Below are 22,990 nucleotides of genomic sequence, written 5' to 3'. Positions count from 1 at the left end.
CCACACCGCCGAAAACGGAAGCGTCGGCCCACAAGTTCACCGGGGTGCCCGCCACCCCCTCGAACTTGTGGGCCCACACCGCCGAAAACGGAAGCGTCGGCCCACAAGTTGCGACGGGAAGCGGGGAGGTGCGGCGGGCGGGAACGAGGGTCGAACCGCTTGTGGCTAGAGGTCGGGGGCGAAGCCTTGGCGCTGGGTGTTCTCGGTGACCACGACCGGGGTGGCGAACTGCTCGAGGTAGCCGGGGCCGCCGGTCTTGGCGCCGCTGCCGGAGAGCTTGTGACCGCCGAAGGGCTGGCGGGCCACCATGGCGCCCGTCGTCCCCCGGTTGACGTAGAGGTTGCCGGCCTCGAGGCGACGGGCCGCCGCCTCGATGTGGCTGGGGGTGCGGCTGAACAGGCCGGCGGTGAGGGCGTGGTCGGCGTCGTTGGCGGCGTCGAGCGCTTCGTCGAAGTCGGCCACCGGGACGATGGCCAGCACCGGGCCGAAGACCTCCTCGGTCGCCACCCGGGCGTGGCGGTCGCCGACCACCACCACCGTCGGGCCGACGTACCAGCCGCCGTCGGGCACGTCGTCGCGCTGGGCGACCACCCGACCCTCCTCGGCCGCGATCGAGCGGTAGCCGTGCACCCGGTCGAAGGCCTCCTGGTCGATGAGCGGGCCCATGGCGTTGGCCGGGTCGGTGGGGTGGCCGACGGTGAGCACCTCGACGGCACCGGTCAGGCGGTCGGCGAGCTGGTCCACCAAGCGGTGCGGCACCAGCACCCGGGACGTGGCCGAGCACTTCTGCCCGGCGTAGCCGAAAGCGCCGGCGACCAGCGCCGGCACGGCCACGTCGAGGTCGGCGTCCAGGTCGACGATCACCGGGTTCTTGCCGCCCATCTCCGCCGAGACGCGCTTCACCACCCGCTGGCCCGCCGGGGTGGCACCGGCCCGCCGGACGATGTCGAGGCCCACGGCCCGTGAGCCGGTGAAGGCGATGGTGGCCACCAACGGGTGCTCCACCAGGACCGGGCCGACGTCCTCCCCGAGGCCGGGCAGCAAGGACAGGGCATCGACCGGCACGCCCGCCTCGTGGAGCAGCTCGACCATGCGCAGGGCCACGCCGGGGGTCTGCTCGGCCGGCTTGAACACCACCGGGTTGCCGGTCACCAGCGCCGCGCCGACCATGCCGGCGGGAATGGCGAGCGGGAAGTTCCACGGGGCGATCACGGCCGTCACGCCACGGGGTCGCCAGTGCAGGTCGTTGCGCTCGCCGGGGACCTGGGCCAGCGCGGTGGCGTCGAGCTGCACCGCCACCGCGGCGTAGTACGTCCAGAAGTCGAGGGCCTCGGCCACGTCGCCGTCGGCCTCGGCGATGGGCTTGCCGGCCTCGATGGCGATGAGCGCCGAGAGCTCGTCGCGCCGGCGGCGCAGCAGGTCGGCGGCGCCACGGAGGATCGCGGCACGCTCCTCGACCGGGCGGCCGCCCCAAGACCGGAGCGCCCGGTGGCCGACCTCGACGGCCTCGGTGGCCTGGTCGGCCGACGCGAGCTGCTGGACCGCGACCACCCGATCGGTGCGGCCCGGGTCGAGGCTGGGCAGCGGGTCACCCCCGCGGCCCGCCGCCCGATCTCCGCCCACCAGCACGGGCACGTCGAAGCCGAGCGTGCGCTCGACGTCGGCCACCGCATCGGCCAGGCGGCGGCGCACCGGCGCCCGGCGCACCTCGGCGAGGGGCTCGTTGCGGAACGTGCTGGTGACCGACATGGGGTCCTCCTCGGACGAGCGGGACGGGGTGGCGACAGGCACCGGGGTGGCAGCAGCCGACGGCGGGGCGAGCGAGGCCTCCAGGTCGGCGCCCTCGGACCACTGCTGGCGCACGAAGCTCTCGTTGGCGGTGTTCTCCAGCAGCCGTCGCACGAGGTAGCCCATGCCGGGGATGAGGTCGCCCATGGGCGAGTACACCCGGGTGCGGAAGCCCACGTCGCGCAGGCCGTGGTGCAGCGGCTCGGCCATGCCGTGGAGCACCTGGACCTCGAAGGCCGAGTCGTCCAGCCCCTCCCGCCGGCAGGCCACCACTGCGGCGGCGATGGAGCGCAGGTTGTGGCTGGCGAACGCCGGGCGGACCACGCCGCTCGCCGCGCCCGCCGCCAGCTCGGCGGCGCACAGCTCGTAGTTCGCGTCCGAGGCCGACTTCACCGCGAACAGGGGGCTGTCCCAGCCGTTGGCGCGGGCGGCGATGGTCTCGGCGTCCCAGTACGCGCCCTTCACGAGCCGGACCTGCAGCGGGGTGGCCAGCGCCTCGCCCGACCACCGCAGCAGGTGGGCGAGGTCGTCGGCGGCGTCGTGGCGGTAGGCCTGGACCACGCAGCCGAGGGCGGGCCCGTCGGGCCATCGGCGGCCGATCTCCGCCAGCAGGGCGTGGGTGGCGTCCTTGGTCTCGTCGTGCTCGGCGTCGACGTGGATGGTGGCACCGGCCGCCTTGGCCCGGTCGAGGATCGGCCCGAGGCGCTCGACCGCCTCGGCCACCCCGAGCGACTCGGTGAGGGCGTGCATGCGGGGCGCCAGCGCCGTCGGCTTGATCGACAGGTTGGCGCGCCCGAGCGGGCCGAACGGGTCCCGCTCCAGCTTCGGCCGGGCGGGCCACGAGCGGGCGGCCGCCACCAGCGCGCCGAGCGACTCCCCCACCCGTTCCGCGTAGGCATCGCCGTCGGCCCGGGTCAGCGTCTTCTCCCCCAACAGGTCGACCGTGCTGGCGAAGCCGTCCTCCCAGCGAGCGCCGATCTCGCCCACCACCTCGTCGATGCGCTCACCGATGATGAACTGCCGGGCCATCTGCCGGATGCCGGCCCGAGCGACCGCCGCCGCGACCGCGTCACCACGCGGCACGGCCGCGGCCAGCCGCAGCCCCAGCCGCACCCCCGCCGGCGACTCGGGCCGGTCGAGCTCCTCGCGGAGGTGGGCGGCCACCTCGGCCGAGCTTCGACACGCCGGCACCACATCGACGAAGCGGAACAGGTGGGTCTTGAACGCCGGCTGCCGCGTGGCCCACGCCATGGCGACGGCGTCGGCCGAGGCCCGGTTCCGCACCCGCTCCGGCCACGACGGCGTGGACGCGGCCGCCAGCTCCCGAGCGAGGGCCACGACCTCACGTTCGGCGGACGACGAAGCGGCCACGGGTCCTCCAGACGACCAACGTCCCCCGCGGCCGACCCTACCCACCCCCACCCGCCGAACCGCCCGAAACCCCCAGACCGCCCAGCCCAACCCGAACTTGTCGCAGTTGTCGACCGGGGCGTCGGCCAACTGCGACAAGTTCGGAAGGGGGTGGGCCGCTGCGATGAGGCTGGCGGGGCGGGTGGGGGCGGGCCGGTAGCGTCGGCGGGCATGGGCACGGGGAGCGTTCGGGTGGGGTTCTGGAACACGTGGCTGCTGCGGCCGCGGGTGTGGCCGAGCGGGCCGGTGCTGCCGGTGATCGGCGAGAAGCTGGCGCCGCACGTCGGCGAGCGGGCGCCGCTGGTGGGCGCGGCGCTGCGGGACCGCTTCGACGTGGTGGCGCTGGGCGAGTGCTTCGAGCAGCCCGAGCGAGATGCCGTGGCCGCCGCTTGGCCGGGGGCCACCCTGGTGCCCGGACCGGCCCGCGGTCGGTTCCGCCTGACCGGAAGCGGCCTGGCGACCCTGGTCGACCCGGCGAAGGTGACCCTCGTCCACCAGGCCACCCACGCCTACCGCAGCGGCGGGGACCTCCGGGACTCCGACACGTTCGCGACCAAGGGCGCCCTGCTCACCCGCGTGCAGCTGGGCGACGGCGAGGGCGCGCCGATGCTGGACCTGGTCTCCACCCACCTCATCGCCGGCGGCGACCTGCTGCCCGTGCCGGGCGCCGAGGACTCGGTGCGCCACCACGGTGCCCGGATGCGCCAGGTCGACGAGCTGGTGTCGTTCATCGAGCGGGAGCGGCGCCCGGACGTGCCCGTCCTCCTGGTAGGCGACTTCAACGTGCAGCGCCGGAACGCCTCGCTCGCCGACCCCTCCGGCGATTACGACGACCTCGCCGTCCGGCTCCGGCGCATCGGCCTCGAAGACCTGTGGGCCGCCCACGGCGTGGGCCCCGGCCACACCTGCACGTTCGCCTCGCCCACCGACCTGCCGCCGGACCCCGACGAGCCCGACCAGGTGGCCGACGACCCCGACGGTGACGTCGACGCGGCCCCGGGCGAGCGCATCGACTACCTCTGGCTGGCGCCCGCCCAGGACCACTCCGTGACCGTCGACGTCGAGCGCCCCCGCCGCTGGGCCTTCAGCGGCCGGGGCGTGCGGGGCGGTCCCGCCGGCTCGCTGTCGGACCACCTCGCCCTCTCCGTGACCCTCCACCTCTCCTGACTGGACCTGCCTCGATGCCGCCGATCCCCACCCGCGACCTCCAACCCCTCCCCGGCCAGCCCGAAGGCGTGGCCTGGCCCACCGACGAGTGGCCCCGCGCCGACGCCGCCGCCCTCGGCGGCGACCAGGACCGCCTCGACGCGCTGCTCGACGAGCTGGTCGGCCCGGAGCCCCACCCGATCTTCGGCCTCACCCACGCCGCCGCCGTCGTGGTCGGCGGGCACCTGGTGGCCGAGCGCTACGGCCGCCGCATCGTGCAGGACCTGCGCTCGCTGGGCGAGGACCCGCCGTTCGACGACCTGACCGCGAAGGACGAGCTGCTGTCGTGGTCGATGGCCAAGAGCATCAGCCACCTCGCCGTGGGCGTCGCGATCGGCGACGGCAAGCTCTCGGTGACCGACGCCGTGCCCGAGCGCCAGTGGCAGGCCGAAGGCGACCCTCGTGGCGCCATCACCTGGGACGACCTCCTGGCCATGCGGCCCGGCCTGGAGTGGCGCGAGGAGTACTACGACCTCGACGGCGAGAAGCTGCCCGACGTCATCAACATGCTCTTCGGCGACGGCGCGCCGGACATGGCCACCTTCGCCGCCTCGTTCCCGCTGGTGGCCGAGCCCGGCAGCGAAGCGGCCTTCAACTACTCCTCGGGCACCACCAACATCGTGGTGGCCAACCTCCAGCGGGTCCTCGGCCTCGATGCCGACGGCATGGACCGCTTCCTCCACGAGCGCATCTTCGATCCGATCGGCATGCGCTCGGCCCGGGCCGAGTTCGACGAGACCGGCACCTTCATCGGCTCCTCCTACGCCTACGCCACGCTCCAGGACTGGTGCCGCTTCGGCCTGCTGGCCCTGCGCAACGGCGAGTGGGACGGCGTGCGCCTGGTGCCCGACGGCTGGATCGCCCACGGCCGCACCGCCCGCTCCTGGGACGACGAGATCCTCCACGGCGCCCACTGGTGGACCTGGGACCAGGACCAGATGCCCTTCGGCGCCCACGGCTTCGAGGGCCAGCGGGTCATCTGCTTCCCCACGCGCGACGTCGTGCTGGTGCGCCTGGGCAAGACCGCCAGCGGCAACACCATCCACCTCAACGCCCACCTCACCGAGATCGCCGGCTGCTTCCCCGAGCGCTGACCGCCGCCCGCCATGGCTCCGAGAGACGCCCGCCCCGTGTCGTCCCCGTCGCTCCGGCGGGCGTACGGGATCTGGGGCGGCGCCTGGGTGGTCGTCGGGGTCAGTGGCCTCGCGACGGGAAGCAGCCGCCGCGCCCCTGTTGGGCTTCGGGGTTGCCCTGTTGGTGGCGATCTGGTTCGCGACCGCCGGACGGAAGCGGACCGACTCCCCCTGACGCCGCCGGCGCTACCGCAAAAGCGAGTGAAGGCTCGGATCCTGCTACGGTGCCGCCAGCACCGATCCATGTCCGGGGGGACCCATGGCCAGCACCGAGCTCGACACCCGCGCCAGCAGCACCACGCGGCGGCGCCGGACACGCTGGGCCGTGGCCCTCATCGCCCCGCTCGCCCTCCTGTCGGCCTGCAAGCCGGCCGCCGTGGTGGTGGGCGTGGTCGAGGACGTCGGCGGCATCTTCGGCCTGGGCAAGAACGAGGTCGCCACCCCGAAGTTCGAGATCAAGAACGGCATCACCGTGCAGGTCGTGGTCAAGGCGCTCGACGACCAGGCCGGCCTCCCGGTCACCGTCCACGTCCGCTGCTCCGGCGGCACCGAGCTGACCCAGACCGTCGTGCTCCAGAAGAGCGGCGACCTGTCGCTCGGGCAGACGACCTTCACCCAGGGCTGGCCCGCCGGCGCCGACTGCGTGGTCAGCCAGGAGATCGTCCAGGGCGTCGAGGTGGCGAAGTCCACCCTCACCTGGGTCAACGGCACGCTCCTGCGTGCCGACTTCCTGAACAACTAGCGCTGCGCCCGCCCTGGGGGCAGTAGGTGCACCCGCACGGTCGGCCTGACGGGCGGCCGGCCCCTGGTGCCGCTCAGGTCTGCAGGTCGCCCACGGCGTCGTGGACGGCGGCCAGCTCCTGGGCCCAATCGGCCGGTTCGTCGAGCGGCAGCACCACGAACTTCGAGGCGCCCACCGTGGTGAACGCCTCGAGCCGGCCCCGCAGGCCGTCGAGCCCCACCGGCACGACGTCGGCCGGGTCGAGGTCCGGGCGGCGCTGGGCCAGGAAGGCGCGGAGGGCGTCGGGCACGCCGTGGCGGCTGTAGGCCACGAGCGCGCCGAGGTGCTCGGGGTCGATCGTGCGCTGGTGCTCGGCCGCAGTGGCCGTCACCAGCTCCCACCCCTGGGCGACGTCGGCGACCGTGCAGAACGAGGGCAGCCAGCCGTCGCCCACCCGGCCCACCCGGCGCAGCTCGGACGGGGCCTGGCCGCCCAGCCACACCTCCAGCGGCTCCTGCACGGGCTTGGGCCGCAGGGTGATGCCCTCGACCTGGAAGCGCTCGCCGTGGTGGGTGACGTCGTCCTCGGTCCAGAGGCGCCGCATGAGCGCCAGGGCCTCGTCGAACCACGGCGCCCGCTCCTTGCGCCCCACGCCGAAGGCCCGGTGCTCGGCCGGCACCGGGGCGCCCAGGCCCACGGCGGGCAGGAAGCGGCCGCCCGAGAGCCGGTCGAGGCTGGCCATCTCCTTGGCCAGCACCACCGGGTTGCGGCCGGGCAGGACCAGCACGCTGGTGCCCAGCTTGAGCTTGCGGGTGCGCCCGGCGGCGAAGGCCAGGGCGGTGAGCGGATCGGGGGCGTCGCCGGTGAGCCGCTCGGAGAGCCACAGCGAGTCGAACCGGAGGTCCTCCAGGGCGTCGACCAGGGCCCCGAAGGAGCCCCCGTCGTTGGCCAGCGTCTGCGTCCCCAACCCGAACCCGATGCGCACCTTCACCGGGCCAGCCTGGCACCGCGGCGGGCCGACGGCACCCGGGGCCGCTCAACCGAGGCTGAGCACCAGCCGGTAGCCGTCCGGGTCCACCACCACCAGCGCGCCGGTGGCCGGCCAGTAGGGGTTCACGGTGGGGTCGTCAGGCGCCAGCGGCAGCGCCCCGCCGTCGGCGAGCCGGTGCAGGACCTCCGCCCGGGACCCCTCGTCGTCGAAGTACAGGACCTGGAGGTCCTCCACCGTCGGCCGGGGCGCGACGTCGGCGTCCGGGGCCCGCACCAGCTCGAGCTGGGCCCGCTCGTCGGGCAACCCGAAGACCACGCCGTCGAATCCGTCGTGGTCGGCGAACTCGAACAGCACCGGCAGCCCCACGAGGTGCTCGTAGAACCCGCGCACGGCGGCGAGGTCGCGCGTCGGACGGGCGGTGCGGCTGGCTCGGATCCCCATGCCGCCGACCGTACCGCCGGACCACCGGCGGGTGGAGGGGCGGGGCCTACGCTCCGCCCATGTCGACCGACGCCCCGCTCGCCACCGCTCCCCCGCTGGACCCCTTCGCGCCGTTCCGCCTCGACGGGAAGGTCGCCATCGTGACCGGGGCGTCGGTGGGGCTGGGGCGGCGCTTCGCCCGGGTGCTGCACGCCGCGGGCGCCACGGTGGTGGTGGCCGCCCGCCGTGAGGAGCTGCTGGTGGAGCTGGCCGGCGAGCTGGGCGACCGCGTGGTGCCGGTGCGGGCCGACGTCGCGGTGGAGGCCGACCGCCGCGACCTCGTCGATCGAGCGGTCGAAGCAGGCGGCGGCCGGCTCGACGTGCTGGTCAACAACGCCGGCATCTCCCGGATCGCCAACGCCGAGACCGAGGACTTCGAGCAGTTCCGCCAGGTGGTCGACGTGAACCTCAACGCCCTGTTCCACCTGTGCCAGCTGTCGTTCCCGCCCATGGTCGACAGCGGGGGCGGGACCATCGTGAACATCTCGTCGATGCTCGGGCTGGTGGCCGCCACGCCGGTGAAGCAGGCGTCCTACTGCGCCTCGAAGGGTGCGGTGGTGAACCTCACCCGGGAGCTGGGGGCCCAGTGGGGGCGCAAGGGCGTGCGGGTGAACGCCATCGCCCCGGGCTGGTTCCGCAGCGAGATGACCGAGGCCATGTGGGGCGACGACGCCTCCGAGCGCTACGTGCAGCGAGGGGCGCCGCTCGGTCGCGAGGGCGAGGAGCACGAGCTCGACGGTGCCCTGCTGTTCCTCGCCTCCGACGCCAGCACCTACGTGGTGGGCCAGACCCTGGCGGTCGACGGCGGCTGGACCGCCGTCTGAGCCGGGACGGGCGGCGACGGGCCGGCGGCGGTCCGGTCAGACCGTGACGGTGGTGAGGTCCTCGCCCAGGACCACGGTGCCACCGAAGTGCTCGGCGGCCAGGGCCACCCACTCCCCCTCGGTCCCGGGCTGCGGGGCCGGGACCGGGTGCGTCATCACCAGGGTGCCCACGCCGGCCCGAGCGGCGGTCTGGGCCGCCTGCTGCACGGTGGAGTGGTAGTCGATGGTGTCGAGGAAGCGTTGGAACGGCACCGCTCGCACCAGGTCCTCGCGCAGCACCGTCTGCACGTAGGCGTCGGCCCCGGCGCAGAGCTCGTCGAGCCCGGCGCACGGCACCCCGTCGCCGCCGATCACCACGGCCGTGCCCTCGTGCTCGATGCGGAAGCCGAGCGTGGGCTCGACGGGCCGGTGGTCGGTGGGGGCGGCGATCACCCGGACGCCGTCCTCGTCGAACACGACGCCGCCGGCCACCTCGGTCACGACGGGCTGGGGACCGTCGGTGAGATCGTCGTGGTGGGCCAGCCGGTAGCCGATGTCGGGGCCGAGCATGGCGAGGATGGCGTCGACCACGACGGCGGTCCCGACGGGGCCGACGATGGGCAGCGGAGCCGGCCCCGGGCTCATCACCCATCGGCTGGTCACGACGTCGTTGAGGTCGGTGATGTGGTCGCTGTGCAGGTGCGTGAGGAAGACGGCGCTGAGCATCGGCGCCACCACGCCGCTGGCGGCCAGTCGCAACCCGACGGCCCGCCCGGCATCGAACAGGAAGAGGTTCGAGCCCGCCCGCACCAGCGTCGACGGGCCGGCGCGGTCCGGCGACGGCAGCGGGCTGCCCGTGCCGAGCAGGGTGACCTCGATGGTCATGCGCCGTCCGCTTCGGCCGGCTCGCCGGCGAGATCGCCGTCGTCGCCCGGATCGGGGTCGAGCGGCTCGAGGCCGTCCAACATGGCGAGCACGGCGTCGGCGAAGCGCTCGGGCGACTCGACCATGGGGTAGTGCCCGACGCCTTCGAGGGTGGTGAGGGCGGTGTCGGGACGGGCCTCGACGAAGTGCTCGGCCATGGCGTGCACGGCGACGGGGTCCTGGTCGCCCCACACCACGCCGACCGGTGACGGGTGGACCTCGATGGCCCCGGTGAAGCGGCGCTCCTCGGCCCGGCGGTCCTCGATGTAGCGGATGGTGCGGGGCAGCAGCGAGAGGCCGCCGTCTCGGCGGGCCAGCTGCGCCAGGGCGGCCAGCTCCACCACGGGCACCTCGGCGTCGTCGGCGAACGTGCCGGCCACGCCGTTGGCGAAGGAGACGCCCTCATCCGCGCCCACCAGGTCGTTCTGCTCGTCGGGCAGTCCGAGCAGGAGCTGCTGGCCCACGGTGAGCTGGGCCATGTCGATGTAGATCGAGCCGTTGGTGAGGACGCGCCGCCCGATGCCGAAGCCCAGCGTCCCGTCGAGCGACCGAGCCAGGAGCTCGCCGCCCACCGAGTCGCCCAGGTCGTGGGTGACCAGGTCGACGTACTCGAGCTCGAGGTGGGCCACCACGGCCTCGACCCCGTCGGCGTAGCCCCGCAGCCCGTAGCGCTGGTCCGGCTTGGACGAGAGGCCGAAGCCCACCAGGTCGAGGACGATCACGTCGCGCTCGGCCCGCAGCCGGTCGACCACCAGCCGCCAGTCGAACGAGCAGGTGGGGAAGCCGTGGAGCACCAGGAGCGGCAGGTTGCCGGCGTCGGCCGTGGCGGGGAGCACGCGGAACCAGACCTGGTCGTCGCCGGCGGCGATGCGCTCGCCACCGGCCTCCCACGCGGCGACCTCGGCCGCCGCCGCGGCGAGGACGTCGTCGGACCAGGGCCCGCCGCCCTCAGGCATCGTTCGAGGTCCCGGCGAGCGGTGCGGACGAGGTGGCGATCATGGGAGCTCCTGGAGGTCGGTGGTGGCGAGCAGGGCGGAGAGGGTCCGGGCCAGCACGACCCGGAGGTCGCGCGGCCCCACGTCGGCGGCGGTGCGCAGGTAGGCCACGCCCTCCATGCCGACGGCGCCATCGAGGGCGGCGAGCAGGAGCCGTCGGTCCTTCGAGGCGAGGACGTCGAGCTCCGTGGCGAACTGGCGCTCGACCTGGGCGCGCAGGAACGCCTGGCGCTCGCGGACCCGGCGGGCGATGGTGGCCGAGCGGGCGGCGTGGTGGGTGGCGGCGCGGGACAGGTTGGCCATCCGCTCGTGGAGCCGGGACCGCTGCTCGACCAGGGCGGCGATGCGCTCGGTCCGGGTGCCGTCGGCTGGCGGCGGTGCGAAGAACGGGGCGACGCGGGCGAACTGTCGCTCGAAGGCCTCGTTGGCCAGGGCGTCGAGGTCCTCGAAGTGCCGGAAGACTGAGCGCTCCGACACCCCGGCCCGGGCGGCGATCTCGGCGCCCGAAGGCGACACCGTGCCCTCGTCGTAGCAGGCGAGGAGGGCGTCGATGACCGCGGCCCGGCTGCGCTCGGAGCGCTGCCGTCGTCCGTCCCCCACGTCCGTCGCACCCACCTCCGCAGGCTAAGTATCGACAGTCAGGCTGTCAATAGTTCGCCGCAGCGACCAGCCGATCAGGCCAGGGCTCGCGGACCGAGGACCACGGCCTGGGCCACCCACACCTCGCCGTGGCGGGTGGTGATCGACGGTGAGCCGTGGAGCACGTAGCCCTCCTCCAGCGCATCGCTGACCCGCCGGCAGAAGGCGGCGTCGTCCGGCCCGGTGAGGACGCGGTAGCGCAGACGGGCGGGATCGAGGTCGGTCACAGCAGCTCCTTGAGCAGCTCGCGGGTGGCGGTGGCCACCGGCTCGTCGGTGTGGAACTCGACGGCCACGAAGTCGGTGACCCCGGCGTCGCGCATGCGCTCGATCCCGGCCCGCACCTTGGCCGCCGAGCCGATCAGCGCCACGTCCTCCGGTCCGCTCGCACCCTCGCGGTCGAGCATGGCCCGGTAGGACGGCAGGAAGCCGTAGACCTGGAAGACCTTGGCGGCCCGAACCCGCAGCCCGGCTTCATCGTCGGTGACGGCCACGGGAAGGGCGCTGACCACCCGCATGTCGCCGGTGCCCGCCGCTTCGGCGGCCTTGGTGAGGGTGGGCACGGTGTGCTCGGCCAGCGTCTGCGGACCGGTCATCCAGGTGACCGTGCCCGAGGTGCGCTCGGCGGCCAGCTCCAGCATCTTCGGCCCCAACGCCGCCACGAGCAGCGGCACCGGCTTCGCCCCGGGGACCGAGAGCTCGAGCTTGGCGCTGAGGGTCTCGCCGGTGAAGTCGGCCGGCTCGAGCGACAGCAGCGGCACCAGCGCCTCGAGGTACTCCCGCATGTGGCGCACCGGCTTGTCGTAGGAGTAGCCGAACATGCCCTCGATCACGATCTGGTGCGACAGGCCGATCCCGAGGGTGAGCCGGCCGCCGCTCGCCGCCGATGCGGTGAGGGCCGAGGCGGCCAGCGCCGAGGGGTGCCGCGGGTAGGTGGGCACGACGGCGGTGCCGAGCTCCAACCGGGGCACGCTGTGGCCCACCAGCGTGAGGGCGGCCAGGGCGTCGAGCCCGAAGATCTGCGGGACCCACAGCGAGTCGAACCCGTCGGCCTCGGCCTTGGTGGCGAAGGCCAGGAGCTCGTCGAGGGTGAGGCCGTCGACGAACGTGCCGATGCGCATGGGGGTCCTCCGGGGTCGCGGTCGCCGCCGCGGACCCTACCTGCCGGTCGCCCGGCCGCTGCGGGAGCACCCGTCGATAGCGTGACCCGATGGAGTCGGAGCACGACCAGCCCACCGTCCGCGACAACCCGGACCGCCAGCGCTACGAGGTCCTGCTGGGCGACGAGGTGGTCGGCTTCGCCGAGCACCACCCGGCCGGCGCCGGCGTCGAGGTGTTCCCGCACACGGTGGTCACGCCGGCCCACGAGGGCAAGGGCCTGGCCTCGGTGCTGGTCCAGCACGCCCTCGACGACGTGCGGGCCCGAGGCCTGAAGGTGGAGCCCACGTGCTGGTACGTGGCCCGCTGGATCGGCCGCCACCCCGACTACCAGGACCTGTTGGCCCAGCCGGCCTGAGCGCCGGTCAGCCGGTGTAGCTCGGGTCGCCGGCCACCGGGCGGGCCCCCGACGCCGGCGCCACGGCACCCGGTTCCGTGGGCGGAGCCGTGGTGGGCGTGGTGGTGGGAGGCACGTCGGCGCCGCAGACGCCGGCGCCCGAGGGCAGCGAGCCCACCGGGATCCGGTAGGTCTTGGACGTGGTGGCCACCGCGTCCTCGTCGAAGGTGTCGATGACCCGGAAGTCCACCCGCGCCTCGCCTGCGGTGAAGGTGATGATCCCGTAGCCCTGGTTCAGCAGGTCGATGAAGTCGACCTGCGGGTTGGCACCCAGGAAGGCCTTCTCCAGCGAGTGGATCGATGCCTCGGCCTCGTCTCGCGGCAGGTCCGGGAAGTACGACGACCGGGGGTCGGGATCGGCGGTGAGCGAGCCGCACGTGAACTCCCACATCACGGTGGGCGACCCCTCGAGGTCGTCGTAGTCGGGCTGGATGCCGGCGCCGAAGTAGATGTGGGTCTGGCCCGACGACGCGACCACGTTCTCGACGCACTCGTCGGCCAGGAACGCCATCAGCTCCTTGCGCTCGGCCCAGTAGCCGTCCCACTGCTCGGTCGAGAGGTACTTGCCGCCGTTCACGTGGAAGCCCGCGGGCGGGTCGGCCCGGGCGGCGGGGGTGTCGTAGTCGCCGAGGCGCAGGGTGACGAACGGGTAGCCGTGGCCGATGTGGCGCCAGGTGTGGCCGCTGGCGAGGAGCCGCTCCTTCAGCCAGGCCTTCTGGTCGAGGCCGAGGCAGGTGCGGTCCTCGTCGAAGATGACCGCCCCGCTGGGCAGCGCGGTGTCGGTCACCGAGAGCAGGCCGGAGTCGTCGTTGGGCGGCACGTAGGTGTCGCGGTACTGGCGCACGTCGAGCAGCAGGAAGTCGACCAGCGTGCCCCACTCGAGCTCGCGGTAGGTCCGGTCCGCCTCGTCGGGGTTCCGGTCGACCGGCTGGAACTCGAACCACGCCTGCTTGGCCGCCGCGAACCGAGCCGGGTCGAGGTGGCGGTCGATGTTGTTCACGAACTCGCCGTCGTCCCACATGACCACCATCGGGTACGTGGCGTGCAGCTCCTGGAGGTAGGGGTTCTCCTTGAAGCGGCGGTAGACGGCCCGGTAGTCGTCGAGGGTGAGGGTGCCGCCGTCGCTCACGTAGACGTAGTCGCCGTAGTGGACGACGTAGTCGAGGTCCTCGGCGGCCATCGCGGCGTGGGCCACGTAGAAGCTCGGGTTGATCTGCTGGCAGGAGCAGAAGGCGAAGCGGAGCTGGTCGGGCGACGAGCCGGGCGCCGGCGCGGTCCGCAGGCGGCCCGTCCGGCTGGTGCGAGCGGCCGCTCCCGTGCCGTAGGTGAACCGGTAGCGGAACCACGAGTCGGGGGCCAGCCCGGTGAGCGTGACGTGGAGGGTGTGGTCCGTGGCGGCGCCGGCCGTGACCGTCCCGGCCTGGAGGACGGTGGCGAAGGCGTCGTCGGCCGCGACCTCCCACGTGACCTCGACGCCGGGGCCGGCGTCCGCAGCCGGGTCGACGCGGGTCCAGATCACCGTGCCGTCGGGCCGGGGGTCGCCCGAGGCGATGCCGTGGGGGGAACGCCGGGTCGATGCTCGGCGCCGAGGCCGCGGCCGACGCCGCCCCGGGGAGGGGGAACCAGCTGGGCTGCAGCGCCGCCGCGGCGCCCGTGGCCCCCAACATGGCGAGGAACACCCGCCGGTTCAGGTTCGAGTCGTCTCCCACGGCACTGCCCTCCCCCGTCGACCCCCGTCGACGCCCGGGGCATCCTGCCATCGGCACCCACCTCCGATCACGCCACGGCCCAGGTGTTCACCTCCCGTTCGCCCGGCCTCGGGGCCAGCACGGCCGCAGCGGCCGTGCCTATCGTGCGGCCATGCAGGTCCCCCTCACCATCCGCGACTTCCTCGACCGCGCCGAGGTCGTCTACCCCGACCGCATCGGCGTCGTCGACGAGCCCGACCAGGTCGCCCCGTCCTGGGGCGAGGTCACCTATCGCGAGATCGCCGCTCGGGCCCGGGCCCTGGCCGTGGCGCTCGATCGGCTGGGCATCGGGCCGGGCGAGCGGGTGGCCGTGGTGTCGCACAACGCCGCCCGCCTCCTCACCGCGTTCTTCGGCGTGAGCGGGTGGGGCCGGGTCCTGGTGCCGGTGAACTTCCGGCTGGCCGCCCAAGAGGTCCGCTACATCATCGAGCACTCCGGAGCCACGGTCCTGCTGGTGGACCCCGAGCTCGAGGACGTGCTCGGCGGCGTGACCGCCACCCACCGCTTCGTCATCGGCGAGGAGAGCGACCACGCCCTCTTCGGCACCGACGGCTCCCTCGCGGGCGTGGCGCCCGCTACCTGGGAGCCCGACGAGAGCGCCACCGCGGTCATCAACTACACCAGCGGCACCACGGCCCGGCCCAAGGGCGTGCAGCAGACGCACCGATCGCTGTGGCTCAACGCCACGACCTTCGGCTGGCACACCGGCATCAGCGATCGCGACGTCTTCCTGCACACCCTGCCGATGTTCCACTGCAACGGCTGGGGCATGCCCTACGGCACCACCGGCATGGGCGTGAAGCAGGTGGTCATCCGCAAGATCGACGGCGCCGAGATCCTGCGCCGGGTGGAACAGCACGGCGTCACCGCCATGTGCGGGGCCCCGGCCGTCGCCAACATGATCCTCGACGCCGCCGCCACCTGGGACGGGCCCATCCCCGGCGCCGGCCGCACCCGCATCATCGTCGCCGGCGCCCCGCCGCCGTCGCGCACCATCGAGCGGGTGGAGACCGAGCTGGGGTGGGAGCTCATCCAGATCTACGGCCTCACCGAGACGGCGCCGCTGCTGACCATCAACCGCACCCGGCAGGAGTGGGACGACCTCGACCCCGCCGAGCGGGCCCAGAAGCTGATGCGGGCCGGCGCCCCCGCCATCGGCATCAGGGTCGCGGTCGACGACCAGGGCGAGGTGCTCGGTCGGGGCAACCACGTGCTCGAGGGGTACTGGGAGCAGCCCGAGGCCACCGCCGAGGCCATCGTCGACGGGTGGTTCCACACCGGTGACGGCGGCACCATCGACGACGAGGGCTACCTCACCATCTCCGACCGGAAGAAGGACGTGATCATCTCCGGCGGCGAGAACGTGTCGTCCATCGAGGCCGAGGACGCCCTCTTCTCGCACCCGGCCGTGGCCGAGGTCGCGGTGATCGGGGTGCCGGACGAGCGCTGGGGCGAGCTGATCCTCGCCCTCGTGGTCCTGGCCCCGGGCCAGGAGGCCACCGAGGACGAGCTGCGGGACCACTGCCGCACCAAGCTGGCCGGCTACAAGGTGCCCAAGCGCATCGAGTTCCGCGACGAGCTGGCCCGCACGGCCACCGGCAAGCTCCAGAAGTTCAAGCTCCGGGCGCCCTACTGGGAGGGCCGCGACCGCCAGGTCAACTAGCCGGCCCAGGCGACCGCCGGCCCGACCGGTCGGCCAGAACTAGCGGCGGAGCGAGCCCACCCCGGTGCCCTCGCTGCGCGAGTCGACCAGGCACCAGAAGCGCCGGTCACCCGCGGCCCAGGCCTTGTCGTCCGGCACGACGGCGCCGAAGTCGTAGCGGGTGGTGTCGGGGTCGCGGCCGGCGTAGTCGCGGAACGACAGGGCGCACGCCTCGCTGGTGTAGTCGTCGATCTGGCTGTCCCGCGGGCGGACCGTGAGGGTGGGGAACTCGGCGACGCCCACGACCTCCGCCTTGTGCAGCCGCTTGCAGGGGACGACCTCGTCGGTCGTTGTCAGGTCGGCCAGGGCCGGCTGGGACGACAGGCAGTCGCCCAGCTTCGGGGTGTCGGCATCCTCGGCGATCTCGGCGTGCTCGCCCACCACCGGGTGCGAGCCGAAGCGGGACAGCACGTCGCCCGAGACGAGCACCACCACACCGGCGATGATCGCCCCGGCGGCGATGCCCACCAGCAGCGCAGCGACCACCACGCCGAGGCTGAAGCGGCTCTGCCCGACGGCGTGCGGCGGCGGCGCCCAGCCGGGCAGCGGACCGCGAGGCGGCGGGGTGGAGGGATCGTCGGCCACGGTGGTGGGCTCCTGGGTCGGCGGCCGGTGCAACCTAGTGCCGCGTCCGATTCCCTCCCCAGCGCGGGAGCACCGATGCAGGCGCCAGGTGGCCGAAACGTGCAAGACCGCCCACCGCTCGTGGCCGATCATGGACCCCATGACCGCCACCCGCCGCCCCGACCTCACCGCTGCGTCCCGGTTCCTCGCCACCCACGGGCGCCTGCTCGACCGGGCCCGCTTCGCCGCCCTCCTCCCCCAGGAGGACCGGCGGGCAGCCGGCCACCGCATCCTGGCCGCGCTCGACGGCCACCGGAACCCCGACGGCGGCTACGGCCTCGGGCTGGAGCCCGACCTGCGGGCCGTCGAGAGCCAGCCGGCCGGGGCCCTGCACGCCTTCGAGGCCCTGGCCGACGCCGCCGAGGCGGGCGCACCGCTCCCCCGCGGCCCGGTCGACGGCCTGCTGGCCTGGCTGGGCGCCAACGCCCTCGAGGGCGGCCCGGTGCCCTTCGCCCTCCCGATCGCCGAGCCGGCCGGCTGCTCCCCCTTCTGGGTGGAGGCCGACCCCACCGAGCCGTCGCTCCAGCTGACCGCACCGACCGTCGCCCACGCCCACCGCCTGCTCACCGCCACCGGCGACGCCGTGCTGGCCGCCGACCCCTGGCTGGCCGACGCCACCGCCTGGTGCCTGGCCGCCATCGACGAGGCGGCGAGCGGCGACGAGGCCCCCTTCGCCTACGTCGTCCAGTTCTCGCTGCTCCTGCTCGACGCGGTGGCCGAACGGGAGCCCGCGGCCGCCGACCTCGTGGCCCGGCTCGGCCGCCACGTGCCCGACGGCCCGCTCCCCGTCGTCGGCGGCATCGAGGGCGAGGTGCTCCACCCCATCGAGCTGGCGCCACGACCCGGTGCCCCGAGCCGCTCGCTCTACTCGGCGGCCACCATCGACGCCGAGCTCGATCGGCTGGTCGACGAGCAGCGGCCCGACGGGGGCTGGACGGTGGCCTTCCGGACCAACTCGCCCGCCGCCGCCCTCGAGTGGCGGGGCTTCGCCACCGTCGGCGCCGTCGCCAAGCTCCTCGCCGGCGGGCGCTGAGGGCTGGCGAAGGTGCGACAACTCGCCGTTCGGCCGGGACCGCATGGCCGTTCGGCCGATGCCCCACGTCGGCACCCTCGGGGATGGTGGACCGGCCCTGCCGCGACCTGATCCTCGGAGCTCCCGCATGCCGACCAGCACCGCCCGACCGGCGTTCACCGTCGACCGCCTCACCACCGCCATCGGCGCCGTGGTCCCCGACCTCGACCTGCAGGCCGACCTGCCCGAGGACGAGATCGAGCGCCTGCGGGACGTCCTCGCCGAGCGCCAGGTCCTGTTCTTCCGCGACCAGCACCTCGACGAGGCCGCCCTCGTCGCCCTGGCGAGCCGGTTCGGCACCCTGTCGATCCACCCGGTCTCGCGGCTCCTCGGTCGCACCCCGACCACGTCGGTCATCGAGGACAGCGCCGAGCGACCGCCCGCCGGCTTCGACTGGCACACCGACCTGAGCTGGACGGCGGCGCCGCCGGCCCTCGGCTTCCTCACCGCGCTGCACGTGCCGCCGGTGGGCGGCGACACGCTCTGGGCCAGCGGGTTCGAGCTCCACGACCGGCTGGACCCCGCCCTCGCCGCCCTCTGCCGCACCCTCCAGGTGGAGCACCGCCCCGACGCCGCCCTGCTCGCCACCATCCGCCGCCACCACGGGGACGAGGTGGCCCGGCAGGTCGAGGCCGAGCACCCGCCGGTGTCCCACCCGCTGGTCCGCCGCCACGAGCGGACGGGGCGGCCGGCGCTGTGGCTGTCACCGCTCTACGGCAGCCGCCTGCTCGGCATCGACCCGGTCGACGGGCGACGCCTGCTGGACCTGCTGCACGCCAAGGTCGACGACGCCGCCGTCCAGGTCCGGTGGCGCTGGTCCGCTGGCGACGTGGCCATCTGGGACGAGTCGAGCACCACCCACCGCGCCCTCACCGACCACCACCCCCACCTCCGCCGCATGCGGCGCTGCACCACCGACGGCCGGCCCCCGATGCCCGCGGGTCAGGCCCCGGTGCCGACCACCTGATCGTCGACGCCCGGGCCGGCGACCGCCGACGAGCTCACGGCCGCCTCGTCGGCGGGCCGATGGGCCCGGGTGCAGGCGAAGCAGACGAGCGCCACGACGGCCGGCAGCGCCAGCAGGACGAAGTCCCGGATGGTGACCGTCGTGGCCGAAGCGCACACGGTCCGCCCGCCGTAGCCGTCGACGAAGCACCGGCGGCTGCGATCCGGGTCCCGGGCGAGGAGGTACGTGATCGGGATCGCGACGAGCAGCCAGCCCATGGCCAGCCAGCGGGCACCGCGGTCGCCGCGCACCGTCGCCACCAGGGTCACCACCATCAACACGCCCACGAGGAGGGCGAGGAGCCCGAACACGATGGCCACGCCGCCGTGCGGGAACGTCGGGCGGAGGTCGGAGCTCCACCGCAGGCCGAGGGCCCGGGGATAGGTCTCCTCGCCGAGCCCCCGAACGCCGATCCCGAGCACGGCGACGGCGTACGGGGCCGCCGCCAGCGCACCGATGGTCGGCAGGATGCCCGCCTGGCCCCGCCGTTGCGATCCTGCCGCCGCCATGGCCACCTCCACCGTCGCCTTCGCCTTCGCCTGGGCGACGGTACCTCGGGGCCGGCGCGCACCTCGGCGCGGTGCGGTCGTGCCCACCGGGCTCGGCGAGCTACGAGCAGCCGGTCGCCTCGGGTGGCGACCCGACCGCAGCCTCCGTCAGGCCGGTGCAGGTCCGGGTGGTGGCGGTGCCGCCGTCGTCGGTGAGGTCGACGGTCTCGCGGACCTCGCGCACCCCCACCACCAGCCAGGTGGTGACGCGGCGGGCGGGCACGTCGTAGCCGTCGGCGGTCTGCCGGCCGCTCGGGTGGTCGCCGGCGACGATGGCGCGCATCTGCGCCGGGGTGCCGGCGGCGAGGGCGTCGACGAGGCACGCGTAGGCGCCGGGCGGCGAGATGGTCGTGGTGGGCCACCCCGAGAGCGCGCCGGTGATGCCGCAGTCCTTCGTGCCCGCCGGCACCGTCGGGGCGGTGGGCACCGGTGTGCTGGTGGCGGTGGTCGCCGTCGGCCGCGTCGTCGTGGTCGCGGATCCGATGGCCCGGTCGGCCCCGTCGCCCGACGAGCACGCCGTCGCGGCGAGCACCACCATCGCGGCCACGCCGAGCAGCGCCGCGGCGCGACGGAGACCGGTCCCACCGCGCTCCCCGGCCGTCGCCCTCCTCCGCACCCCGGAGACCCTACGGGCGGCGCTCAGCGTGCGGCGCGCGGCAGCGTCGCCGGGGTGCCGTCCTCGTCGACCCAGCGGCAGCCGCGGTCGGGGTCCCGCTGCAGCGACGTGCCGTCGTCGAGCAGGTAGCCGTCGGCGGTGCAGAACGTCGGCGCAGGGTTCGGTCGATGGGCCTGGCGCCAGCCCACGCCGATGGTGCCGAGGAGGGCGACCGCCAGCCCGGCGGCCACCAGACGAGGCCGTCGTGCCCTCGGGGTGCGCTCGGCCTCTGCGTCCGCCATGGGCCTCCATCGGCACCGACCGTCGCCGGTTGAGCCGCCGCCCGACGCAGGCGAGGTCGGCTCAGGTCGGTGGCGAGTCGATCGAGCGAACGACCCGGGCGGGCACGCCGGCGACCAGGGTGGCGGCGGGGACGTCGCGGGTGACCACCGCGCCGGCGGCCACCACGGCGTCGGCACCGATGGTGACGCCCTGCAGGACGGTGGCGCCGGCACCGATCCAGACGTTGCGCTCCACGACGATGGGCGCCGCGGTGATGGTCCGGCGGCGGGTGGCCGGGTCCAGCGGGTGGCCCGAGCTGAGCAGGCTCACGTTCGGCCCGATCAGGACCTCGTCGCCGATGGTGATGCCGCCGATGTCGTTGAGGGTGCAGCCGTGGTTGATGAACACGTCGCGGCCGACGCGGATGGAGGTGCCGTGGTCGGAGCGCAGCGGCGGGATGAGGCGGAACGTCTCGTCGACGACCTGCCCGGTGAGCTCGGTCCACCAGGCCCGGACACCCGGCCCGTCGTCGTAGGCGAGCTGGCTGGACCGCTCCGACAGGCGGACGGCGCGGGCGATCCGGCCCACCAGCTCCCGGGACTCCGGCGTGCCGCCCTCGATCACGAACCCTGCGTCCATCGCTGCTCCAACCGGTCGACCGAGCCGGAGCCGGAAGCTAGGCGCCCGGCGGGCGCACCGGGTGGCGTGCGGGCCCCGGCGCGCGGCGCCGGCCGATCGCGGCGCCCTCCCCCTTGGGGGCTGCCAGGCGATCGGCCGGAGCCGTACGGCCAGCGGGTGTTGCTCACCGGTCGTGACCCCGGTCACCGTAGTTCTGGTCCACCACGAGACTCCAGTCGTGTGCTAGGCGGACGGACAGGCAGCGACGGGCGACAGCACCGGCGCCGACCGGCCGGTACGGTCCCGCCCCATGCACTTCGGGATCGCCTTCGCCAACTCCGGACCCCTCGCCGAGGGGCCCACCGCCGCCGGCTGCATGCGGGCCGCCGAGGCCGCCGGCTTCGACTCGGTGTGGACCGTCGAGCACGTGCTGGTGCCGGCCGACTACGAGAGCACGTACCCCTACGCCCGCAGCGGCCGGATGCCGGGCGGCGAGACCTCGGCCATCCCCGACCCCCTGGTGTGGCTCGCCTACGTGGCCGCGGTCACCGACACCCTGCTGCTCGGCACCGGCATCCTCATCCTCCCTCAGCGCAACCCGGCAGTGGTGGCCAAGGAGGTCGCCAGCCTCGACCGGCTCTCGGGCGGTCGGGTGCGGCTCGGCATCGGCGTGGGCTGGCTCGAGGAGGAGTTCGATGCCCTCGGCGTGCCGTTCGCCGGTCGGGGCAAGCGCACCGACGCCTACGTCGCCGCCATGCGCGCCCTCTGGACCGGCGAGCCGGTCACCCTGGACGACGGCTACCAGGTCTGGGAGAAGGCCATCAGCCTGCCGACGCCCACCAACGGCACGGTGCCGATCATCGTGGGCGGCCACAGCGAGGCCGCCGCCCGCCGCGCCGGCCGCCTGGGCGACGGCTTCTTCCCCGGCAAGGGCTCGCCCGAGGCCCTGGCCCACCTGTTCGAGGTGATGGGCCAGGCCGCCGAGGACGCCGGGCGCGATCCCGCCTCGATCGAGATCACCGCCGGCGCCGCCGCCATCGGCGGCGCCGACCCGCTGGGAGCGGTGCAGGAGATGGCGGCCCTCGGCGTCCACCGCCTGATCGTCCCGCCCCTGGCGTGGGACCCCGACGCGGCGGTGGAGGCCTACGGCGCCTTCGGCGAGACCATCATCGCCAAGGCCTGACCGACCGACCTGCCAGCCCACACCGGCTCGGCGAGCCGCCGGCCCAGCGGGACCGGCCGCCGCCCTCGAGCGGGCCAGCGTTCGACCGGGTCAGCGGCCGAGCGGGTCGGCCGTCAGCGAGCGTTGCTGCTGCCCGACGCCTTCTTGTCGCGCTTGGCCTCGCGCTTCTCCTTGAGGGACTTGCCGGCCTTCTTTCCGGCGGGGCGCTGCGGGGACTTCTCGGGCATGGCGGTGCTCCTCGTGTCGACGGGCCGGGCCACGACGGGCGGCGGCGCCCAGGTCGCGGCGTCCGGCCTGCGATGGGCGACGAAGCCGTGACGGCCGTCCAGCCCAAGCGAGGCGACGCTCCCGAGGTGCGCTGACCCTACGTCCGATCCCGCAGACCACCCGCCTCGGCCGGAGCAGGGCCGCGCCAGCCCGCCAGCGCCGGCGGTCGGCTCGCCGTTCGCCGAAGGCGAGAGGGCCCGAGCGGCCCGGGCGATGCGAAGCGAGCCCGAGAGCGGGGAAGACGGCTCGCGAGGCCCTGGCCGAGCGCAACGGTGCGCTGCGACCCGCCGGGGCGCGAGGTGGCCGCCGACCAAGGGGACACCAGCGAGGTCTGGTGCGAGAAGGTGCGCCAGCACCTAGGAGCGGAAGACCTCGATGGTGTCGCCGTTGGCGACGAGGGAGGGGAAGTACTCGGCGATGCTCATGGGGATGCGCACGCAGCCGTGGCTGGCGGGGTGGTTGGGCACCGACGGGGCGCCGTGCACGGCGATGCCGCCGTTGAAGTACACCGGCTTGTAGAGGCGGCCGAGGGGCGCTTCGCGCCAGCCGTCGATCCGACGCTGGTAGCGGTAGACCCCGGTGGGGGTGACGGCGTCGCCGCAGTTCTTCCCCTGGTCGGTGTCCTCGCAGTAGGCGTTGCCGCTGCCGCTCGACACGTGGGTGATGAGGGTGGGGGGCGCCGTCGCGCCACACGATCATGA

The 22,990-nt window shown here is 74.4% G+C and carries 24 protein-coding genes; 9 read left to right on the top strand and 15 right to left on the bottom strand.

Features of this window, described 5'->3' with window-relative positions; all coding sequences use genetic code 11:
* Positions 1 to 165 precede the first annotated feature (165 nt).
* Entirely contained in the window at positions 166 to 3,126 is a 2,961-nt protein-coding gene (locus tag KSP35_RS23110; RefSeq protein ID WP_216998113.1) for a proline dehydrogenase family protein, read from the bottom strand.
* Positions 3,127 to 3,369: 243 nt separating this feature from the next.
* Between KSP35_RS23110 and KSP35_RS23105 the strand changes: the two genes are divergently transcribed.
* From KSP35_RS23105 to KSP35_RS23095, 3 genes are all read left to right on the top strand, one after another.
* A complete protein-coding gene (locus KSP35_RS23105; protein WP_216998112.1) occupies positions 3,370 to 4,365 on the top strand; it encodes an endonuclease/exonuclease/phosphatase family protein in 996 nt (331 codons plus the stop codon).
* A 14-nt stretch (positions 4,366 to 4,379) separates the two neighbouring features.
* Positions 4,380 to 5,498, top strand: a complete 1,119-nt coding sequence (locus tag KSP35_RS23100; protein ID WP_216998111.1) for a serine hydrolase — start codon at positions 4,380 to 4,382, stop codon at positions 5,496 to 5,498.
* A gap of 298 nt (positions 5,499 to 5,796) precedes the next feature.
* The gene (locus KSP35_RS23095) at positions 5,797 to 6,279 is read left to right on the top strand and encodes a hypothetical protein (protein ID WP_216998110.1); all 483 of its coding nucleotides are present in this window, start codon (positions 5,797 to 5,799) and stop codon (positions 6,277 to 6,279) included.
* A gap of 73 nt (positions 6,280 to 6,352) precedes the next feature.
* Here KSP35_RS23095 and KSP35_RS23090 read toward each other — a convergent pair whose 3' ends face one another.
* On the bottom strand, positions 6,353 to 7,249 hold the full coding sequence (locus tag KSP35_RS23090) for a TIGR03619 family F420-dependent LLM class oxidoreductase (RefSeq protein ID WP_216998109.1): 897 nt from the start codon (positions 7,247 to 7,249) through the stop codon (positions 6,353 to 6,355).
* Positions 7,250 to 7,294: 45 nt separating this feature from the next.
* Positions 7,295 to 7,690: a VOC family protein gene (locus KSP35_RS23085; RefSeq protein ID WP_216998108.1), complete on the bottom strand. Its 396-nt coding sequence runs from the start codon at positions 7,688 to 7,690 to the stop codon at positions 7,295 to 7,297.
* Between the two features lie 59 nt (positions 7,691 to 7,749).
* Between KSP35_RS23085 and KSP35_RS23080 the strand changes: the two genes are divergently transcribed.
* A complete protein-coding gene (locus KSP35_RS23080) occupies positions 7,750 to 8,553 on the top strand; it encodes an SDR family NAD(P)-dependent oxidoreductase (protein WP_216998107.1) in 804 nt (267 codons plus the stop codon).
* Between the two features lie 36 nt (positions 8,554 to 8,589).
* Here KSP35_RS23080 and KSP35_RS23075 read toward each other — a convergent pair whose 3' ends face one another.
* Genes KSP35_RS23075 through KSP35_RS23055 form a run of 5 tightly spaced genes read right to left on the bottom strand, consistent with a single transcriptional unit; the run spans position 8,590 to position 12,210 of the window.
* Positions 8,590 to 9,417: a ribonuclease Z gene (locus tag KSP35_RS23075; protein ID WP_216998106.1), complete on the bottom strand. Its 828-nt coding sequence runs from the start codon at positions 9,415 to 9,417 to the stop codon at positions 8,590 to 8,592.
* Complete coding sequence (locus tag KSP35_RS23070; protein WP_216998105.1) at positions 9,414 to 10,412, bottom strand: alpha/beta fold hydrolase; 999 nt, start codon at positions 10,410 to 10,412, stop codon at positions 9,414 to 9,416. Before KSP35_RS23070 ends, KSP35_RS23075 begins: the two co-directional genes overlap by 4 nt.
* Before the next feature lie 39 nt (positions 10,413 to 10,451).
* Entirely contained in the window at positions 10,452 to 11,066 is a 615-nt protein-coding gene (locus KSP35_RS23065) for a TetR/AcrR family transcriptional regulator (RefSeq protein ID WP_216998104.1), read from the bottom strand.
* 59 nt (positions 11,067 to 11,125) lie between these two features.
* Positions 11,126 to 11,317, bottom strand: coding sequence for a DUF1737 domain-containing protein (locus tag KSP35_RS23060; RefSeq protein WP_216998103.1), 192 nt, complete (start codon positions 11,315 to 11,317; stop codon positions 11,126 to 11,128).
* Positions 11,314 to 12,210, bottom strand: coding sequence for a TIGR03564 family F420-dependent LLM class oxidoreductase (locus KSP35_RS23055; protein WP_216998102.1), 897 nt, complete (start codon positions 12,208 to 12,210; stop codon positions 11,314 to 11,316). Before KSP35_RS23055 ends, KSP35_RS23060 begins: the two co-directional genes overlap by 4 nt.
* An 89-nt stretch (positions 12,211 to 12,299) precedes the next feature.
* On the opposite strand from KSP35_RS23055, the gene KSP35_RS23050 reads away from it, so the two are divergent.
* On the top strand, positions 12,300 to 12,605 hold the full coding sequence (locus KSP35_RS23050) for a GNAT family N-acetyltransferase (protein ID WP_216998101.1): 306 nt from the start codon (positions 12,300 to 12,302) through the stop codon (positions 12,603 to 12,605).
* A 7-nt stretch (positions 12,606 to 12,612) separates the two neighbouring features.
* On the opposite strand, the gene KSP35_RS23045 is transcribed toward KSP35_RS23050, so the two are convergent.
* Positions 12,613 to 14,163 carry an alkaline phosphatase gene (locus KSP35_RS23045; protein ID WP_216998100.1) on the bottom strand — a complete coding sequence of 517 codons (1,551 nt, stop codon included), beginning with the start codon at positions 14,161 to 14,163 and terminating at the stop codon, positions 12,613 to 12,615.
* 341 nt (positions 14,164 to 14,504) lie between these two features.
* Here KSP35_RS23045 and KSP35_RS23040 point away from each other — a divergent pair, with 341 nt between their 5' ends.
* The gene (locus KSP35_RS23040; protein WP_216998099.1) at positions 14,505 to 16,055 is read left to right on the top strand and encodes an AMP-binding protein; all 1,551 of its coding nucleotides are present in this window, start codon (positions 14,505 to 14,507) and stop codon (positions 16,053 to 16,055) included.
* A gap of 39 nt (positions 16,056 to 16,094) precedes the next feature.
* Here KSP35_RS23040 and KSP35_RS23035 read toward each other — a convergent pair whose 3' ends face one another.
* Positions 16,095 to 16,679: a septum formation family protein gene (locus tag KSP35_RS23035; protein ID WP_216998098.1), complete on the bottom strand. Its 585-nt coding sequence runs from the start codon at positions 16,677 to 16,679 to the stop codon at positions 16,095 to 16,097.
* Between the two features lie 139 nt (positions 16,680 to 16,818).
* On the opposite strand from KSP35_RS23035, the gene KSP35_RS23030 reads away from it, so the two are divergent.
* Together KSP35_RS23030 and KSP35_RS23025 are read left to right on the top strand one after the other, a co-directional pair.
* Entirely contained in the window at positions 16,819 to 17,751 is a 933-nt protein-coding gene (locus KSP35_RS23030; RefSeq protein WP_216998097.1) for a hypothetical protein, read from the top strand.
* 127 nt (positions 17,752 to 17,878) lie between these two features.
* Positions 17,879 to 18,757: a TauD/TfdA family dioxygenase gene (locus KSP35_RS23025; protein WP_216998096.1), complete on the top strand. Its 879-nt coding sequence runs from the start codon at positions 17,879 to 17,881 to the stop codon at positions 18,755 to 18,757.
* Here KSP35_RS23025 and KSP35_RS23020 read toward each other — a convergent pair.
* From KSP35_RS23020 to KSP35_RS23005, 4 genes are all read right to left on the bottom strand, one after another.
* Positions 18,733 to 19,305 carry a hypothetical protein gene (locus KSP35_RS23020; protein ID WP_216998095.1) on the bottom strand — a complete coding sequence of 191 codons (573 nt, stop codon included), beginning with the start codon at positions 19,303 to 19,305 and terminating at the stop codon, positions 18,733 to 18,735. The genes KSP35_RS23025 and KSP35_RS23020 overlap by 25 nt on opposite strands.
* 100 nt (positions 19,306 to 19,405) lie before the next feature.
* A complete protein-coding gene (locus KSP35_RS23015) occupies positions 19,406 to 19,771 on the bottom strand; it encodes a hypothetical protein (protein ID WP_216998094.1) in 366 nt (121 codons plus the stop codon).
* 212 nt (positions 19,772 to 19,983) lie between these two features.
* A complete protein-coding gene (locus KSP35_RS23010; RefSeq protein WP_216998093.1) occupies positions 19,984 to 20,241 on the bottom strand; it encodes a hypothetical protein in 258 nt (85 codons plus the stop codon).
* A gap of 61 nt (positions 20,242 to 20,302) precedes the next feature.
* Entirely contained in the window at positions 20,303 to 20,860 is a 558-nt protein-coding gene (locus KSP35_RS23005) for a DapH/DapD/GlmU-related protein (protein WP_216998092.1), read from the bottom strand.
* Positions 20,861 to 21,149: 289 nt separating this feature from the next.
* Between KSP35_RS23005 and KSP35_RS23000 the strand changes: the two genes are divergently transcribed.
* Positions 21,150 to 22,022 carry a TIGR03619 family F420-dependent LLM class oxidoreductase gene (locus tag KSP35_RS23000; protein ID WP_216998091.1) on the top strand — a complete coding sequence of 291 codons (873 nt, stop codon included), beginning with the start codon at positions 21,150 to 21,152 and terminating at the stop codon, positions 22,020 to 22,022.
* A gap of 623 nt (positions 22,023 to 22,645) precedes the next feature.
* Here the strand turns inward: KSP35_RS23000 and KSP35_RS22995 are convergent.
* Complete coding sequence (locus KSP35_RS22995; RefSeq protein ID WP_216998090.1) at positions 22,646 to 22,945, bottom strand: L,D-transpeptidase; 300 nt, start codon at positions 22,943 to 22,945, stop codon at positions 22,646 to 22,648.
* Between the last annotated feature and the right edge of the window lie 45 nt (positions 22,946 to 22,990).

This window comes from Aquihabitans sp. G128, assembly GCF_019048865.1.
Classification (GTDB): domain Bacteria; phylum Actinomycetota; class Acidimicrobiia; order Acidimicrobiales; family Iamiaceae; genus Aquihabitans.
The sequence above is the reverse complement of the archived record's forward strand: the minus strand, read 5'-3'. Positions and strand labels throughout refer to the sequence as shown.

What these genes read in the sequence shown, in the direction of transcription:
- KSP35_RS23105 (WP_216998112.1), top strand. Translation starts at nt 3,370, where the DNA reads ATGGGCACGGGGAGCGTTCGGGTGGGGTTCTGGAACACGTGGCTGCTG.
- KSP35_RS23100 (WP_216998111.1), top strand. Translation starts at nt 4,380, where the DNA reads ATGCCGCCGATCCCCACCCGCGACCTCCAACCCCTCCCCGGCCAGCCC.
- KSP35_RS23095 (WP_216998110.1), top strand. Translation starts at nt 5,797, where the DNA reads ATGGCCAGCACCGAGCTCGACACCCGCGCCAGCAGCACCACGCGGCGG.
- KSP35_RS23085 (WP_216998108.1), bottom strand. Translation starts at nt 7,690, where the DNA reads ATGGGGATCCGAGCCAGCCGCACCGCCCGTCCGACGCGCGACCTCGCC.
- KSP35_RS23080 (WP_216998107.1), top strand. Translation starts at nt 7,750, where the DNA reads ATGTCGACCGACGCCCCGCTCGCCACCGCTCCCCCGCTGGACCCCTTC.
- KSP35_RS23075 (WP_216998106.1), bottom strand. Translation starts at nt 9,417, where the DNA reads ATGACCATCGAGGTCACCCTGCTCGGCACGGGCAGCCCGCTGCCGTCG.
- KSP35_RS23070 (WP_216998105.1), bottom strand. Translation starts at nt 10,412, where the DNA reads ATGCCTGAGGGCGGCGGGCCCTGGTCCGACGACGTCCTCGCCGCGGCG.
- KSP35_RS23055 (WP_216998102.1), bottom strand. Translation starts at nt 12,210, where the DNA reads ATGCGCATCGGCACGTTCGTCGACGGCCTCACCCTCGACGAGCTCCTG.
- KSP35_RS23050 (WP_216998101.1), top strand. Translation starts at nt 12,300, where the DNA reads ATGGAGTCGGAGCACGACCAGCCCACCGTCCGCGACAACCCGGACCGC.
- KSP35_RS23040 (WP_216998099.1), top strand. Translation starts at nt 14,505, where the DNA reads ATGCAGGTCCCCCTCACCATCCGCGACTTCCTCGACCGCGCCGAGGTC.
- KSP35_RS23030 (WP_216998097.1), top strand. Translation starts at nt 16,819, where the DNA reads ATGACCGCCACCCGCCGCCCCGACCTCACCGCTGCGTCCCGGTTCCTC.
- KSP35_RS23025 (WP_216998096.1), top strand. Translation starts at nt 17,879, where the DNA reads ATGCCGACCAGCACCGCCCGACCGGCGTTCACCGTCGACCGCCTCACC.
- KSP35_RS23020 (WP_216998095.1), bottom strand. Translation starts at nt 19,305, where the DNA reads ATGGCGGCGGCAGGATCGCAACGGCGGGGCCAGGCGGGCATCCTGCCG.
- KSP35_RS23010 (WP_216998093.1), bottom strand. Translation starts at nt 20,241, where the DNA reads ATGGCGGACGCAGAGGCCGAGCGCACCCCGAGGGCACGACGGCCTCGT.
- KSP35_RS23005 (WP_216998092.1), bottom strand. Translation starts at nt 20,860, where the DNA reads ATGGACGCAGGGTTCGTGATCGAGGGCGGCACGCCGGAGTCCCGGGAG.
- KSP35_RS23000 (WP_216998091.1), top strand. Translation starts at nt 21,150, where the DNA reads ATGCACTTCGGGATCGCCTTCGCCAACTCCGGACCCCTCGCCGAGGGG.